The sequence below is a fragment of the Saccharibacillus sacchari genome (assembly GCF_037722395.1).
GTDB classification, from domain to species: domain Bacteria; phylum Bacillota; class Bacilli; order Paenibacillales; family Paenibacillaceae; genus Saccharibacillus; species Saccharibacillus sacchari_A.
Genome location: NZ_JBBKAR010000033.1, coordinates 840,140 through 857,051, shown reverse-complemented (window position 1 = coordinate 857,051; position 16,912 = coordinate 840,140). Strand labels below are relative to the sequence as shown.

The window sequence follows — 16,912 nt, the reverse complement described above, 5'->3', positions numbered from 1 at the left end:
AGCCTAATGTGTCGGGAACATGTCAAAAGGGCTTTCAAAAAAAATTGTTCCTCAAATCGTTACAATTGACCCGAAAACCCTTGCCCTGCGCGATATTGTTTGTAAAATAGTACCCAAGGACGCCTAAGGCGCGAAACCTATTCAGCCAAAAAGGGCCGCTCCGAAAGGAGGAAACGGTCTTGACGACCATTTTGATTATTGAAGACCAGGAACCGATCGCGCGCGTACTCGCCGCTTATTTGAAAAAAGCCGGATTCGAGGTCGAGCGCGTGACCGACGGAAGACTGGCCATGCGCACTTTCGAAGAAACGCAACCCGCCCTGGTGCTGCTCGATATCATGCTGCCGGGGATCGACGGTTGGGAGCTGCTGGCGGAAATCCGCAAACGCGGCGCCTGCCCGGTCATCATGCTGACAGCACTGGGCGATATCGATTATCGGTTAAACGGATTGAACGGCGGTGCCGACGATTATATGACCAAGCCGTTCGTTCCCGAGGAAGTCGTCGCGCGAGTGAACGCCGTTTTGCGCAGGCGGCCCGTGTACAGCGGCGCCGACGCCTGCAAAAGCTTCGGCGCACTCATGATCGATTCCAACGCGCAGCGCGTGCTGCTCAACGGCGCCGAAGTTCCGTTGACGCCGCGCGATCTGTCGCTGCTGATGTTTTTGTCCGACCATCCGAACCGCATGTTCACGCGCGAGCAGTTGATCGAGCATGTGTGGGGGATGGATTACGAAGGAAGCGACCGCGCGGTGGACCTGTCTATTAAAAGGCTGCGTCAGGCGCTGTCGCATTGGCCGCCGGATCACGGCGAGATTCGCACTTTACGGGGAACGGGGTATCAATTTTGGATCGCCGAATAACTCAAAGGATCGAAAATTTCGGAAAACGCAAAAAGGAGAAAAATCGCCCGCGCAAAGGAACGTCCCTGCTCACGTATTGGACGCTGCGTTATTTTCTGATTTTGTTCGCGGCGCTGGCAATCGTTGCCGGCATCGCGCTGTACGGCATCCGCGAGACGGCGATGGAAAACCGTTCGCGCACGGCGGCCATGCTCGGGCAGGAAGTCGCCGACCGGGTCAAAAACAGCGACGGATCGATCACGATTCCGACCAACCTGAACAATATACTCGACGAGCGCATGGGATTGTTCAATATGAATCTGGACGTTTGCCTGCTGATTACCGATCCTCAAGGCAACGCGCTGTTCAGCCGACCGGAGATGACCGAAGCGCAGATCAGGCAAAAAATCGCGCCCAGTTCGCGTTCCAAAGAACCGGAATATCAACTCATACGAACGCCGATCATAGAAAACGGGCAAGAAATCGGCGGTGTCTACATCAGTCAATTCCGCAAAACGCCGGCTTACGATTCGCAGCAATTAATGCTTTTCGCAGGTCTGTTCGGCATTATCGCACTATCGGGTTGGTTCACGATCTATTTGCTGTCACGCAAATTGTCCCGTCCGATTCGCAGCGTCGCGGAAAGCGCGCGTCAAATCCGCAACGGAAATTACGATGTCAAACTGGAAGTCAAAACGGGCGAACGCGAGCTGCTGGAATTGGTCGACTCGTTCCGCGGTATGGCAGGACGCCTGCATCAGTTGGAAGAATGGCGCGAACTATCGCTCGCCGGCGTGACGCACGAGTTGAAAACACCTGTCACTTCCATCAAAGGACTGGTCATGGCCGTTCGCGATGATGTGGTCAGCGGGGAAGAAGCGAAAGAGTTTTTGGATATCGCCGTTCAGGAATCGAACCGGATGGAACGCATGGTCGCCGATCTGCTGGACTACAACGCTTTTTCTTCGGGAAACGTCGAAGTGCGCCGAGACCGGCTCGATCTCAAGCTGCTCGTGTCGGAGATCGTGTACCAGTGGAAACTGCCGCATGAGTGCGATTCGATCGAAATTGATTACGCGTTCCCGGACGAGATGGTCTATACGACGGGCGACGCTCTTCGCATACAGCAAATCGTCGTCAACCTGCTCAATAACGGTATGCAGGCGGCGCATCCGGATCGGCCGCTGCGTCTGCATATCGCCATCAGCGAATCGAACGGCCGGATCGAGGTCGAGGTTGCGGACAACGGCGCGGGCATCGAAGAAGCCGACCGCGACTATATTTTCGACCGATTTTTCCGCAGCGAGAAAAAAAAGCGCCAGACTCGCGGACTCGGCCTCGGCCTGACCTACAGCCGATTGTTGGCACGGGCCCAGGGCGGCGAGCTTCAGTTGCGTTCAAGCGGGCCTTCGGGAACGACCTTTTCGCTTCGGCTGCCTTCTTAGGACGTTTAACCTAAAACAGAAGTTTAATTGTAAAAAACGACGGCCTGATGACGGAATCAGGTCGTTTTTTGTATTTGATTACCTGCTTATTTGTTGAAAACGTAAAAAACCGTACTTCTCTTCGACATTTTTTTGCTCATTTCGTGTCGAAAATGTGAATTTAGGAGGATAATAGGTCTTGCGAACTGAGTCTATAGGTAGTATTATAGGTCTACAACCTACTGACCTATACTCCGAATGAGGTGACCCAGATGACACTTTTGGTCGATTATTGTCCGAAATGCGGATCGATTTTCCAAAAAAATGCCCGGAATCTTTGCTCTTCTTGCAGCAGCCAGATGGATCATCATCTGAACCGCTGTCTGGATCACCTATGGAGACGCCCGAGAAGCACGACCAAAGAACTAGCTGAAGCAACCGGGGTAACACTGATCGAACTTCATGCCTTTATCAAATCCGGACGTTTGTCCTCTTCTTCTTACAGCAATCTCACTTATCCGTGCGAGTCGTGCGGACACGATACGCGCAGCGGAAGATTGTGCAATTCTTGTCTCGGCGTGTTCCGCGAAGCAGGAAAATCCCAACCGGAACCGAATGTTCCCGCACGCCAGGTCATCGTCAAAACGACCACGAAAATGATGTATACGTCCCGCCATCGTTAAATCGTACTTCGAACAGAATATGCCTGATTCTTAACCCGACTGCATACAAAGTCGGGTTTTGTTTTGTTCCGTGCAACATAAAAAGGAATGACTCTCTGGATCGACCCAGAGAATCATTCCTTTTGCACCCGAACGTCGTAATCTCAGACCGCTTCGATCGATGACACTTCCGCTTTATTTTCCTCAACTTCGGTCTCAAAGTAACTCTTCAGCAGCTCATACGAGTGAATACGCTTCGCGAAGTCGCGGATCGGGCTGGTAATAATCAGTTCCTCGACTCCGCTGCGCGCGGCCGCTTCACGCAGGCGACGGCCTACGCTGGACGCCGAGCCTTTGATTAACGGAGACGGCACATGCTCGATCCGGTATTCTTCACCCGACTGCTTGCCGAATTCTTCGGCGCGTTCCCGATCACCGATCGTGATTTTACGCCCGCTGGCCAGAATCGTCCGGAACAAATCACTTTCCACTGCGATACCTTCCGCCTCCTCATCGGTGTCGGCTACTGCGGCAGATACGGACAAGATCGACTCTGGCTGCGAACCGTCCACCGATACGAATTTTTCCCGATAACGCTTCAATGCGGCTTCCGCTTGATCCAGATCGCCATTGATGAATAGCGAGAATACATAAGGAAGGCCCAACTTGGCTGCCAGATCCGCGCTATCGGAACTGGCTCCCAGCACATACAGACGAGCCGGCTGTTCAGGCAAAGGCTCGGCGCGAAGACCTTCCAACGGATCACCTTCGCCCGGATCGATCCCATGCAGATAATTGCGCAATTCTTCGAGCTTGCCCGAGAGCGAAGCATCTTCCTCCGGTGCGCCTCTGCGCAAGGCCAGCGTCGATCGCGGCAAACCGCCGGGCGCACGTCCCACGCCCAAGTCCAGACGGTTGGATTCCAGGTTCGCCAATACGTTGAAGCTCTCGGCGACTTTGTACGGGCTGTAATGCTGAAGCATAACGCCTCCCGAACCTACGCGAATCCGTTCCGTAGACGCCAGCAGATACGCGATCAACACCTCCGGCGATGAACCCGCGACCGAACGCGAATCATGATGCTCGGATACCCAAAACCGATGATAACCCAGTGCGTCCGCACGGCGTGCCAGTTCTACGGTATACCGCAAAGCCCGTTCGGGCGTATCGCCTTCGAATAGCGGGGATTGATCCAAAATGCTCAGCTTAATGCTCATACTCTCTCCTCTTTCCTTTTCGCGGATAAATGAATAGGTTGGCCGTATTTGTAGCTAAGCTCGAACGCCGGGCAGCTCGGCAGGAACGCTTTCCCGTCTGGCAAGCTCAAGCTTCAATTCGGATAACGAACGTTCAAGGCGCGACTGCGTTTCCCCAGACAGAATATAGCCGCCTTCGGGACGACGCTCGATCTCGCGGTCCACGCTGTAGACGCCGCCGAGAATATTGCGTGCAGCGAGTGCGTTCAATACGGGCTTGAGCGAATAGTCGATCGATAGCAGATGCGCGATCGTTCCGCCGACAAAGATCGGCAGCACAGGCTTGTCGCGCAATCCCTCTTGAGGAATCAAATCAAGGAACGTCTTCAGTACCCCGGAAAAGGACGCTTTGTACACCGGGCTGGCGAAAACGACCGCGTCCGCTTCTTCGACTTTGCGCAGCGCTTCGCGGATCTCGGTCCCTGCGAAGTTGGCGGTTACGAGGTCGGCAGGCGGAAGCTCGACGATATGCAGCAATTCGCTGGCAAACCCTTCTTCAGCCAATCGTCCTTGCAAATATTGAACCGGGCCGTATAGTCGGGATGATAGGCTCGGACTTCCGGAAACGATCAAGATTTTTTGCGTCATGGGTGATTCCTCCTCGAATAAGTGGTTTGCTATGGGGCAGCAGATCTATTGCAACGGATAATGGCAAGCCGCCTCATGCTGTGCGCCGATCGCCGCAAACGCCGGTTCGACATTGCGGCAAAGATCGGTCGCCATCGGGCAGCGGGTGTGGAAGCGGCAGCCGGACGGCGGATTGGTCGGAGACGGAATCTCTCCTTGAACGGAGATGGATTCACGTGCCTCGGGCGACATGCCGGGAATCGACGATAGAAGAGCTCGGGTGTAAGGATGCGCCGGGCGACGGAACAATTCTTCGCTCGGCGCGGTCTCGACCAGTTTGCCCAGGTACATGACGCCGATCCGGTTGGAGATATGGCGAACCACTTGCAGGCCGTGCGCGATAAAGACCGAAGTCAGTCCCAACTGCTGCTGCAAATCCTGAAGCAAATTCACGATCTGCGCCTGCACCGAGACATCCAGAGCGGATACGGCTTCGTCGGCTAAAATAAACTTGGGATTGACGGCGATCGCTCGGGCAATTCCGATCCGTTGGCGTTGTCCGCCGGAAAATTCATGGGGATAACGATTGTGCCAAGAAGCGTTTAATCCCACTTGCTCCAGCAATTCGCTGACTCGTTCACGCCGTTGCGCCTGATTAAGCTTGGTATGCACGCCAAGCGGTTCCGCGATGATTTCGCCGATGCTCCAGCGCGGATCGACCGTACCGTAAGGGTCCTGGTGAATGATTTGCAGATCACGCCGGGACTCGCGCCAATGATTTTTGTCTTTGATCGACAACTCGTCTCCCCGATACAGCACACGACCGCCGGTCTGCGGCTCAAGCTGAAGCAGCAGCCGACCGAGCGTGGACTTGCCGCTGCCGGATTCGCCAACCAGGCCGAACGTCTCCCCTTCGGCGATCGAGAGCGACACGCCGTCTACCGCGCGAAGATTGCGCTTGGCGCGTCCCCGACCCCCGCCGAGCGCATAATGCTTTTTCAGACCTTCGGCTTGAAGCAGAGGAATCGAGCCCGAAACATCGACTTGGTCGTCAGCAACTTCCAGGATACTCACGGTCGATTGCAGGGATGTTGCCGGATGAACCCCCGCAGCCGGCGGCGTATCCGGTACCGGCGACAAATGCCGCGCAGGCGTCAATTCGGTATGTGCCGCGGCGACGACCGCAGCGGCTTCGTCCGCGTGCCAACAAGCAGCCAGTCTGTTATTTCCTTGATCACTAAGCGGCGGAGCCGATTCCCGGCACTTGTCCGTTGCAAACGCGCATCGCGGATGGAATCGGCATCCTTCCGGCATCTCCGCAAGGCCCGGCGGCGAACCTTCGATCGCTCGCAGCCGTTCGCCCCTTTTGCTATCCAGCGTCGCAATCGAATTCAACAGGCCGATCGTATACGGATGGCGCGGACTGCCGAGCACGTCGGCCGCTGGCCCTTGCTCGGCGACTCGCCCCGCATACAAGACCACGATCCGGTCCGCCATCTGAGCGGCTACGCCAAGGTCATGCGTAATCAGCAAAATAGACATATTCAGACTGCTTTTCAATTCGTTCAGCAGTTCCAAAATTTGCGCTTGGATCGTAACGTCCAGCGCGGTAGTCGGCTCGTCCGCAATCAGCAGCTCGGGTCCGCCGGACAGCGCCATCGCGATCATCGCCCGTTGCAGCATGCCGCCGGACAATTCGCCCGGTACCTGCTTCATCCGCAGCTCGGGTTCTGGAATACCGACACGGCGCAGCAGCTCGACCCCTTCTTTCCAGAACGTCGACTTTTTGCCGCGTCGATGCGCCTGTATCGTCTCTACGATCTGGCTTCCGATAGTGAACACCGGATCGAAAGCCGCCATCGGTTCCTGAAAGATCATCGCTACACGCCGCCCCCGAAGCTGGCGCACGGCGCTTTGCGGCAACGATTCGATTGCGGTATCGCCGAGAGTGATGCTGCCGCCTGCAATGCTTCCGTTCTCGTAATCGGTCAGACGCATGATCGCTTTGGAAGCAATGGTCTTGCCGCTGCCCGATTCGCCAACCAGACAGACGGTCTCACCGGGTGCAATGTCGAATGAAATTTCCGATACCGCCGTCAGTATGCCTCTCGGCGTATGCACGTCGATCGTCAGGTCTTTGACTTCAAGCAGGGGCTGTGTCATGCTGCGAGCTCTCCTTTCTGTATGAGGCTTTTCTTTGATGGCGGTTTTTTTCACGCCCGTCCTTTGCGTTTCGGATCGACGGCATCGCGCCAGCGGTCACCGATCAGGTTGATAGACAGAACGAACAAAGTAATCGCCAAACCCGGGAATGTGCAGATCCACCAAGCGACGGTCAGATAACCGCGACCTTGCGACAGCAGCGCTCCCCAGTCCGGAATTTCTTTTAACACGCCAAGTCCGAGGAAGCTTAAGCCCGCTCCTGCGAGAATCGACGAGCCCAACCCCAATGTCGCCATAACGAGCAGCGGCGCGGCCGAGTTGGGAAGGACATGCTTGGTCAGGATAAACGACGGCTTGGCTCCGATCGCGCGGGAGGCGAATACATACCCTCTTCCGCGGATTGCCATGATCTGTCCTCGCATCACCCGTGCATAACCCGGTACGGAAGAGATCGCGATTGCCAGCACGATATTGCGTAAGCCGGGTCCCAATGCCGCCGCGATCGTCAGCGCCAGCAGAATGCCGGGCACGGTCAGCAGCACGTCCATTACGCGCATGATGACCGCGTCCAGCCTGCCGCCGACATAACCGGCGACGGAGCCGAGCGTTGCGCCGATCAGCACGCCGACAATGACAGAGCTTGCTCCGATCAGCAGTGAATCTCTTGTCCCGTGCACGATCAGACTGAACACGTCCCGGCCGAAATAATCGGTGCCGAACAGGTGAGCCGCCGAAGGTGCCTGCAAGATCGCGGCGGTGTTCATTTCGGTCGGCGAATACGGGGCAATCCAGGAAGGGAACAACGCGCACAAGACGAGAAACACAAGCGCGATCCCGGCCAAACCGATCAGAATGTCGGATGAAGCGAAGCGCAGTCTTTTTCCGCTTCTGACGCTAGTTTCCGCTTGAGCCAAGCCTGCGCGACCTCGCCATGCGCCGCGTCTTGCCGCTCCTGCCGAAGTCTTCATGTTCTCGCCCCTTTCCGTCTGATTCTCGGATCGATTGCCGCATACGACAGATCGACCAGAAGATTGATGCCTACATACACGATCGCGGTGAAAAAGACGATGCCCTGCACGACCGGAAGGTCTTTGGCCATGATCGCGTCAGCGAGGATTCGTCCGATGCCTTGTCGGGAAAAGACCGTCTCGATGATGACCGTGCCGGCCAACATGTCGCCGATCTGCATCCCGATCAAAGTGACGGCCGGAATCAACGCGTTACGCAGCACATGCTTAATCTGGATCAAACGTTCGCGCAAGCCTTTGGCCCGGAGCGTCGTGACGAACGGTTCGTTCAGCACGTCGAGCATGCTACCGCGCACCATCCGCACGATCGAACCCGCTCCGACAAAACCCAGCGCAAGCGCAGGCAGAATCAACGTTTCGAAACCGTCCGATCCCATCGCGGGCAGCCACTTGAGCTGAACCGAGAAAATCAGGATCAGCAGAATACCGGACCAGAATGTCGGCATCGAGATGCCGAACAGTCCGACGATTCGGGCCAACAAGTCGATGATTCCGCCTTTGCGTACGGCCGACAGCACGCCCAGCGTAACGCCGACGACGATCGCAACCAGTGCGCTGGCTGCTGTCAACAGAAGCGTCGAAGGAACTTGATGCAGAATCTTCGGCAGCACCGGTTCGGAGCCGACGAGCGAACGTCCGAAATCTCCCGTCAGCATATCGCCGAAGTACGCAAGCAGCCGCTCATGGAACGGTCGGTTCAGCCCCAGTTGCTCCCGCAGATTCTCGACCACTTCGGGGCTCACCGTCGTCGGATCGACCATCGAGAGCACCGGATCGCCGGGCAGCAGGTAGAAGATGCAGAATACGAGCGCCAGCGATCCGACGATCACGAGCAGCGAGCTGAATAACCGGGAACCGATAGCCTGGATCATCGACTTTTCCTCCTTTCGCTTCCTTTTTCGGATACACTTACTTGCTCAAATAAACGTCATTGAAGATCGGATAGCCGAACGGATCGAAGGCCAGCCCTTGTACGGATTTGGCGGCGGCGACGGTGTACGGGAAAACGTAGATCGGCAGGATGAGCGCTTGGTCGCTGATGTACTGCTGCACTTTTTTATACAGCTCGATGCGCTTGGCATCGTCTTTCTCGACGCCTGCTTCTTCCAGCCACTTGTCGACTTCCGGGTCGGACAATCCGTTCAGCGTGCGGCGTTCGCCTTCTTTGGTCGAATGATAGAAAGCGGACAGCGCGTTCGGATCGGCATTGACCTGGCTGTTGCCGTACAGATCGTAATCCCAATTTTGGAACACGACGGTGGCGATATCCTGCGTGATTTCGACTTCTGTTTCGACGCCGATCGCTTTGAGCTGTTCGCGGATCATGGCGGCGATATCGTTGCGTTTCTCGCGGTTCGGCGAACCGTCGACGTAATGCAACGTCAGCTTTTGCCCGTCTTTTTCACGAATGCCGTCCGCGCCTTTTACCCAGCCCAGTTCATCGAGCAGCGCGTTCGCTTTTTCCAAATTCGGGGAGATTTTGCCTTCCAGCGATTCGTCGTAACCCAGAATGCCCGGCGTCAGCGACGACCAAGCGCGTTCGTAGGTACCTAAGTAAAGCGTTTTGACGATCGTATCGACATCAACGGCCAACTGCACGGCTTGACGGGCTTTCAGCTCGTCCCACGGCTTTTTCTCAAGATTGAAAAAGAGCGTGTACGGCAGGCCGATCGTGTTCGTTTTGAAAAGTTGCGTGTTCGGATCGCTTTCGAGGGCTACGATATTTTGCGGCGGAACGGTCTCTGCGGCCAATACTTGCCCGCTTTGCACGCCGCCGATCCGCGTCGCTTCCTCCGGCACGATCTTGAAGGTCAGGTTGTCCAGGTAAGCGGCTCCGGTATTTTTCGCTTCGCCGCTTCCCCAGGCGTAATCCGGGTTGCGTTCCAGCTTGATCTCCGCGTTTTCCGACCAGCTCACGAATTTGAACGGCCCGGTTCCGATCGGATTTTTGCCGAAATCTTCGCCTTTTTCTTTGGCCGCCGTCGGGGACACGATGCTCAGCATGCCTTGGCTCAGGTTGCCGAGGAACGCTTGCGAAGCGGTCTCCAGATTCAGCTTGATCGTGTACTCGTCTACCACTTCCGAGGATTTGTACGGGCGAAGCAGGGCAAGCGCATTAGCTGCCTTCGTCTCCGGGTCGATGATGCTGTCGAAATTGTATTTGACCGCTTCCGCGTTGAACGGCGTGCCGTCCTGGAATTTGACGCCTTCTTTCAGCTTAAGCGTGTAGCTCAAGCCGTCGTCCGACTGTTCCCATTCGGTCGCCAGCGACGGGCCGAGCGAGCCGTCCGCGTTGCGAACCAGCAGCGTGTCGTACAAAGCGCCGAATACCCGGACCGAGACGGCCAATCCGCTTCGGCGAGGATCGAGCGTATCCGGCGAAGTCGCCAGTGCATATGTAAAATCTCCGCCTTGCACGGGGGCAGAAGCCGTCGCGGTATCGCTTCCGGATGCCGCTTGAGCGGTCGCTTCGCTGTTCGATGACGAACCGCAGCCAGCCAACACCGTCGTTAACGCGAGCGCGAACGCCCCGAATGCGTAAGCAGGTTTAAATCTTTTTTTCATCTAAAAGCCCCCTTTACGGTTCGTTTCATCTTCAACCCCTCCGGGCAAGAAGATGAAACAAACCCGCGATAAGCGATAATTTTTTAATTGATTAATTTTTTAATTGATTAAGCTCTTAATTGATTAAGTTCTTAATCCATAATTTTTTCAACCCATACGTTTTAATCCATAATTCCCCAAAACAACCCCCGAGACGGAATCTCCGCCCCGCCCTTCGTCATTTTGCCGAATAACAATCAGTTAGCTGTCGCGCTCTCTACCGAATTAGGCACAGAAGCTTCTCCGCGGCGTTGCGCCGTGTAACGGTTCTCCGGAATCGGCACGCCCAGGTTGCCGCGCAGCGTGTCCGCTTCGTAATCCAGACGGTACAGTCCGCGTTCTTGCAGAATCGGCACCACTTGATCCACGAAGTTGCGCAGACCGCTCGGGATATCCGTATGGATGATAAAACCGTCCGCGCCTTCGCTTTCGAACCATTCTTGAATCCGATCCGCTACGTCTTCCGCCGTGCCGATAAAAGTCGTTTTCGGCGTTGCCGAGCGCAAAGCGACCTGACGTAGCGTCAGTCCTTGCTCTTTGGCGTCGCGCTTGATTTTGTCCGTACCGCTTTTGAATGCGTTGCTGCCGAGATCGCCGAGATCCGGGAATGCTTCGTCCAGCGGATATTGAGAGAAGTCGTGGTGATCGAAGAATCGGCCGAGGTACTCCAGCGCCTTTTCAATGGTTACCAGCGAAGCGATCTCTTCGTAGCGGGCTTCCGCTTCTTCGCGGGTACGGCCTACGATCGGGTTGATGCCTGGCAGAATCGCCACGTCCTGCGGCTGACGGCCATTGGCTACGGCGCGATCCTTCACGTCTTTGTAAAAGGCTTGCGCGTCTTCCAGCCGCTCATGCCCGGTGAATACGGCGTCCGCCGAGCGAGCTGCCAAGCTTTTGCCGTCTTCGGACGAACCCGCTTGGAACACGACCGGTTGTCCTTGCGGCGAGCGGTCGATATTCAGAGGGCCTTCCACGGAGAAATGCTCTCCTTTATGGTCCAGGCGGTGCAGTTTCTCCGGATCGAAGAAAACGCCCGATTCCTTGTCGCGCACAAATGCGTCGTCTTCCCACGAATCCCATAAGCCGCGAACCACGTCCAGATGTTCTTCGGCGATCTTGTAACGGTCGGCGTGCGCCGGATGGCTACGGATATTATGGTTGCGCGCCGTTCCTTCCAGCGGGGAAGTGACGACGTTCCAGCCTGCACGGCCGCCGCTGATCTTGTCGAGCGACGCGAATTGGCGGGCAACCGTAAACGGTTCGCTATATGAGGTAGAGAGCGTGCCGACCAGACCGATCTTGCTGGTTACGGCAGCGAGCGCGGACAAGATGGTCAGCGGCTCGAAGCGGTTCAGGAAGTGAGGAATCGACTTTTCATTGATATACAGGCCGTCGGCGATAAACACCAGATCGAACTTGCCTTCCTCTGCGGTCTGCGCCTGACGTTTGTAGAAATCGAAATTGACGCTGGCGTCGCTCAGGACCTCGGGATGTCTCCAGCCTGTTACGCTTCCGCCTACTCCGTGAATAATTGCACCGAATTTCAAGCTCCGTTTGTTCGTCATTCTCTCTCCGCCTCTCTTTTTCTCAAAATGAATTCTTTTAATTCCGATGGTTTTTGTATGCTTTCGGGTTGAGAAGAAGCTTACCACTCTCTTGGCTTAAGGGTCAATCGTTTGATTTATAGACATTTTCTATACGCTTATAGAAGAAAATAATGTGACATTTATCGTTGTAGGAAATGAACAGAAACCATGGAGTGCTGAGGAAGTTACTTTGATGGGGAAGCGAGAAGACTGCGAGAGAAATTCGTTCCGGTCGCGTGTTGAAATCAGGAAAACAGATTAAATTTTTAGTGGAATTTTCCCGATTTCAAAGGCGAACATTCCATTCCTGCACTGAATTTCTCTCTCCGTCTTCTCGCTTGCAGTTACGTTAGAGGTTTGGAGATATCAAAGAAACCCGCTGTCTTCCATAAGCTTAAGCTTGGAAGGCAGCGGGTTTCTGTTGAGTTATTTCGATTGATTTCTTTACGAGAAAAGTATCTCACTTCGTTTCGAAGCGAGTATTTCAAGCAGTCCACTTTGAGAAAGTGGCATCTTCTTGCGTTTCGAAACGGCTATTTCAATCATTCTACTTCGAAAGATTAACATCTTTCTTCATTTCAAAAATGGTTGTTCACCGCTTCGCGCGCAGGATGCCCAGGCTGCCGCTCGGGGTAAAGAGTCGCTCGATATGTGCAGTCATATCTGGGTCTTGGACAAGCGGCGGGGCTTGGTGTGGCTTGGTCCGTGCGTCGATGATCACATTGTCGCAGCCCCAATGCTTATGCCGGTATCCGGCATGAACACCGTGGATATCGTGCGAAGGGTTGCTGCGCGTGAATCCGGCCCACAGGAAGTTATCGAAAGAAGCACCCATGAATTCGGTATCGTCGCAGAGGACGATCATCGGGCAATCATCGAGCGGGCCTTGCGCTTCGATCGCTTTTGTCAAAGCTTCCATTTCCGATTCGACCGTATCGTAGTCAGTGAAAGCAGGTGCTTGAAGCAACGCTACACCGGGCATGGACATGACAGGATGGCTGAAGCCTTTCGGCAGGTATTCCAAAGCGGCGGGAACTTCGGTAGTCAGCTTGCGGATCGGTTTGCCTACGGCGGCGAAGATTACTTTGCTGCCGCTGTTCAATCCTGTACCCGAGTAATCCAACGTGTCGATGGTCGTATTCGTTTGGAAATGCAGGTCGCGTTGCAAGTCTATCCGCTCCAAAACATGCGCGAACAGTCCCTGAATATCGTGCGCGTTAACGGGAATGTCGTCCTCGGCTGTAATAAACAAATACTTGGCGAGGCTAAGCTGACCCGTGCCCAAAATCCGGTTGGCAATGGTCAGGATTTCCGCGGGACGCTTCACGGGTTGGTACGGCGTGTAGCGTTCGCTGCCTACGGCGAGCAACAAAGGATGCACGCCTGCGGCGTCGACCGCATGTACTTCTTTGACGCCCGGAATTTCCTGTTTGACCGCGCCGCCTGTCAGTTCGTGGATCAGCGCGCCGAACGCCGTATCCTCCTGCGGAGGACGACCGACGACCGTGAACGGGTAAACGGCATTCTTTTTTGCATATACTTTGTGCACGCGCATCATCGGGAATTCATGCACAAGGCTGTAATAGCCCAGATGGTCGCCGAACGGCCCTTCCGGCTTGGTCTCGTCGGGATAAATCTCGCCCGTGATCACGAAATCGGCGTCGTGGCTGACGCAATAACCGTCCACGTAGCTGTAACGGAAATGGCGGCCCGACAACAGACCCGCGAAGGTTAGCTCGCTGAGTCCTTCCGGCAGCGGCATCACGGCGGACAGCGTATGCGCCGGAGGGCCGCCGATAAAGCAGCTGACTTTGAGCGGCTGTCCGCGTTTGGCGGCTTTCGACTGATGGACGCCGATTCCGCGATGAATCTGGTAATGCACGCCGATCTCGCGGTCCTGCTCGTAATCGTTACCGCTCAGTTGTATCCGGTACATGCCGAGATTCGCGTTCATGACGCCCGGCTTGTCGGGATCTTCGCTGTATACCTGCGGCAGCGTAACGAACGCGCCGCCGTCGTTCGGCCAGCTTTTGATCATCGGCAGATCGGAGATACGGACTTCTTCGAAGTCGGCCGGAAGGCCGTTCTTTTTGATCGGCAGCGCTTTGCGCGCAGCGAAGCCGGTTCCCGCGTAACGATGCGGCTGCTTGAGCGCCTTCATCGGTTCGTTGCGCAGACCGATAACCTCCTGCGTCGATTCCCACGTATCTCGGAAAATGTATTTGCTGCGCTCGATAGTGCCGAACAGATTGGACACGGCACCGTATTTCGAGCCTTTTACGTTTTCAAAATATAAAGCGGGCCCGCCGGATTCGAACGCTCTCAGGTGAATGGCTGCCATCTCAAGGTTCGGATCGACTTCTTCCGTGATGCGGATCAGGTGTCCGGCATTTTCGAGATCGGTTATACATTCTTGCATGCTGCGATAGGTCATGGATATAAGGCTCCTATTCGGGGATATCTTGATGGGTTTATTTTACCTTACCCCGAAAGGAGATGCCAGATTGAGGGCAGATGAGGAGATAAACAAAAGAACTTCGAAAATATGTTGACGATATATTCACTTTTCGATCAGAAAAAAGCCGAAATACGTAAAAAGTTTACTTTTTTAACACATTTTCTTTAGGATAAGCAGTTTTGGACGAAAAAAAAGCGGAAATGTGAGCGTATCGTCAACATTTTCCGCATAATGATAGATTCGGGGCGAATATTCTGATATTTCGTCAACATTTTTGCACTTACATGGTCGGGTCGGCGACCTATATCCGTTTGGCGCATCGAATACTGAGTACCGATTACCGACCCTATACAGACCGATCCCTCACCGACGCTCAAGCCAAATGACAAGCCACGCAGTGCCCGTCGCCCAGATCGCGAAACAACGGGATTTCGGCTTTGCAGCGGTCGAAAGCCAGCGGGCAGCGCGTATGGAATTTGCAGCCGCTCGGCGGATCGACGGGACTAGGAATATCGCCTTTCAAAACGATGCGTTCGCGTTTGAGTTTCGGGATCGGTACAGGGACGGCGGACAGCAACGCTTTGGTATACGGATGCAGCGGATTGCCGAAAAGCTGCTCGCGCGTGCCTGTTTCGACCATCGAGCCCAAATACATGACGCCGATTCGGGTGCACAGATGTTCGACGACGCTCAGGTCGTGCGAGATGAACAGATACGTCAGATTGCGTTCGCGTTGGAGTTTGCGGAACAAGTTGATAATCTGCGCCTGAATGGATACGTCCAGCGCGGATACGGGTTCGTCGGCGATGATCAAGTCTGGATTCATCGCGAGCGCGCGGGCAATGCCGACGCGTTGGCGCTGGCCGCCGGAGAACTCGTGCGGGAAACGGTCGATATGGTAACGCGGCAGACCGCATAGCTCCAGTACGTCCAACACCCGTTCGCGCACATTCGATGTATCGGCCAGGCCGTGTTGCAGCATCGCTTCCCCGATCGCGTCCCCGATACGAACGCGGGGATTCAGCGAGCTGTACGGGTCTTGGAAAATAAGCTGGATCTTGGGACGGAGCTTCCGCAGCTCGCGTTCCGGCATACCGTACAAATCCTTCCCCCGAAACGCAATCTCGCCCGCCGTTTTATCGGTCAATCTGACGATCGAGCGTCCGACAGTACTTTTCCCGCTGCCGGATTCGCCGACCAGTCCGAACGTCTCGCCGGAATACAGGGTCAGGCTGATATCGTCCACTGCTTTGACATAGGTTTTCGTACGTCCCCAAACGCCGGATTTGACCGGGAAGTACGTTTTTAGATGCTCGATTTGCAATAACGGCTCAGACATATACGCTTGCCTCCTCATACAGCCAACACGCCGCTTTTTGGCGTTCGCCGACGCTCGATAACGCCGGTTCGCGCACTTTGCAGACTTCCATGCAGAATTCGCAGCGATCGTGGAAATAGCACGACTCCGTTAATTCCAGCGGGTCCGGCACCTGGCCGGGAATCGAATACAATTCTTCTTGCAGTTGGCCTAGCACGGGCTTGGAGCGCAGCAGTCCCTGGGTATACGGATGTTTGGGATCGGCGAACAGCGCTTCCACTTCGCCCTCCTCGACGATTTTGCCCGCGTACATGACGACGACGTAATCGGCCATTTCCGCGACGACGCCGAGATCGTGCGTGATCAGCATGATCGACATGTCGGATTCGGCTTTGAACGTTCTCAGCATATCGAGGATCTGCGCCTGAATCGTCACGTCGAGCGCGGTCGTCGGCTCGTCGGCGATGAGCAGCTTGGGCCCGCAGGAGATGGCGATCGCGATCATGATCCGTTGCAGCATGCCGCCGCTCAGTTCGTGCGGATAACTGTTCATGATCTGCGCGGGACGGGAAATGCCCACTTGCGAGATCAGCTCAAGCGCCTGCTTCGCTGCGGCTTTTTTGCCCAGCTTGCGATGGATGCGCAGCGGTTCCGCCAACTGTTCGCCGATCGTCATCACCGGATTGAGCGACGACATCGGTTCCTGAAAAATCATCGACATCTCGTTGCCGCGCAGCGTCCGCAGCTCGTTTCGGCTCAGGCCCAGCAGGTTTTCGCCGCCGAAATGAATACTGCCGCCGACGACGCCGCTGCTTCCCTGCGCTTGCACCAGCCCCATGATCGACATGGCCGTGATGCTTTTGCCGCAGCCGGATTCGCCGACGATGCAGACCGTTTCGCCTTTTTTGACGCGGAAGCTGATATCGTCCACCGCTTTGACCGTGCCTTCGTCCGTATGGAAATGGGTGCTTAAATGTTCGACGCGAAGCAAGTCTTGCATGACG

At 55.4% G+C, this 16,912-nt stretch carries 13 protein-coding genes; 3 read left to right on the top strand and 10 right to left on the bottom strand.

The annotated features are described in order from the left end of the window. Nucleotides 1-179 precede the first annotated feature (179 nt). From WKI47_RS12665 to WKI47_RS12655, 3 genes are all read left to right on the top strand, one after another. A complete protein-coding gene (locus tag WKI47_RS12665; protein WP_340227468.1) occupies nt 180-863 on the top strand; it encodes a response regulator transcription factor in 684 nt (227 codons plus the stop codon). Further along, nucleotides 848-2,287, top strand: a complete 1,440-nt coding sequence (locus WKI47_RS12660) for a HAMP domain-containing histidine kinase (protein ID WP_340227467.1) — start codon at nt 848-850, stop codon at nt 2,285-2,287. Before WKI47_RS12665 ends, WKI47_RS12660 begins: the two co-directional genes overlap by 16 nt. Nucleotides 2,288-2,625: 338 nt before the next feature. Then, nucleotides 2,626-2,949, top strand: a complete 324-nt coding sequence (locus tag WKI47_RS12655) for a hypothetical protein (protein ID WP_340227466.1) — start codon at nt 2,626-2,628, stop codon at nt 2,947-2,949. Nucleotides 2,950-3,092: 143 nt separating this feature from the next. On the opposite strand, the gene WKI47_RS12650 is transcribed toward WKI47_RS12655, so the two are convergent. The 10 genes from WKI47_RS12650 to WKI47_RS12605 all read right to left on the bottom strand — a co-directional run bounded on the left by WKI47_RS12650 (nt 3,093) and on the right by WKI47_RS12605 (nt 16,908). Continuing rightward, nucleotides 3,093-4,145 carry an LLM class flavin-dependent oxidoreductase gene (locus WKI47_RS12650; RefSeq protein ID WP_340227465.1) on the bottom strand — a complete coding sequence of 351 codons (1,053 nt, stop codon included), beginning with the start codon at nt 4,143-4,145 and terminating at the stop codon, nt 3,093-3,095. Nucleotides 4,146-4,199: 54 nt separating this feature from the next. Next, complete coding sequence (gene ssuE, locus WKI47_RS12645; protein ID WP_340227464.1) at nt 4,200-4,772, bottom strand: NADPH-dependent FMN reductase; 573 nt, start codon at nt 4,770-4,772, stop codon at nt 4,200-4,202. 45 nt (nt 4,773-4,817) lie between these two features. Further along, nucleotides 4,818-6,914, bottom strand: coding sequence for an ABC transporter ATP-binding protein (locus WKI47_RS12640; RefSeq protein ID WP_340227463.1), 2,097 nt, complete (start codon nt 6,912-6,914; stop codon nt 4,818-4,820). A 50-nt stretch (nt 6,915-6,964) separates the two neighbouring features. Then, nucleotides 6,965-7,882, bottom strand: coding sequence for an ABC transporter permease (locus WKI47_RS12635; RefSeq protein WP_340227461.1), 918 nt, complete (start codon nt 7,880-7,882; stop codon nt 6,965-6,967). Next, on the bottom strand, nt 7,879-8,814 hold the full coding sequence (locus WKI47_RS12630; protein ID WP_340227460.1) for an ABC transporter permease: 936 nt from the start codon (nt 8,812-8,814) through the stop codon (nt 7,879-7,881). Before WKI47_RS12630 ends, WKI47_RS12635 begins: the two co-directional genes overlap by 4 nt. Before the next feature lie 37 nt (nt 8,815-8,851). Next, a complete protein-coding gene (locus WKI47_RS12625; protein ID WP_340227459.1) occupies nt 8,852-10,507 on the bottom strand; it encodes an ABC transporter substrate-binding protein in 1,656 nt (551 codons plus the stop codon). Nucleotides 10,508-10,743: 236 nt separating this feature from the next. Next, nucleotides 10,744-12,111: an LLM class flavin-dependent oxidoreductase gene (locus WKI47_RS12620; protein ID WP_340227458.1), complete on the bottom strand. Its 1,368-nt coding sequence runs from the start codon at nt 12,109-12,111 to the stop codon at nt 10,744-10,746. Between the two features lie 613 nt (nt 12,112-12,724). Beyond that, the gene (locus tag WKI47_RS12615; RefSeq protein ID WP_340227457.1) at nt 12,725-14,566 is read right to left on the bottom strand and encodes a UbiD family decarboxylase; all 1,842 of its coding nucleotides are present in this window, start codon (nt 14,564-14,566) and stop codon (nt 12,725-12,727) included. 397 nt (nt 14,567-14,963) lie between these two features. Next, nucleotides 14,964-15,929 carry an ABC transporter ATP-binding protein gene (locus tag WKI47_RS12610; protein ID WP_340227456.1) on the bottom strand — a complete coding sequence of 322 codons (966 nt, stop codon included), beginning with the start codon at nt 15,927-15,929 and terminating at the stop codon, nt 14,964-14,966. Further along, nucleotides 15,922-16,908 carry an ABC transporter ATP-binding protein gene (locus WKI47_RS12605; RefSeq protein ID WP_340227455.1) on the bottom strand — a complete coding sequence of 329 codons (987 nt, stop codon included), beginning with the start codon at nt 16,906-16,908 and terminating at the stop codon, nt 15,922-15,924. The genes WKI47_RS12610 and WKI47_RS12605 overlap by 8 nt, the downstream gene beginning before the upstream one ends. Between the last annotated feature and the right edge of the window lie 4 nt (nt 16,909-16,912).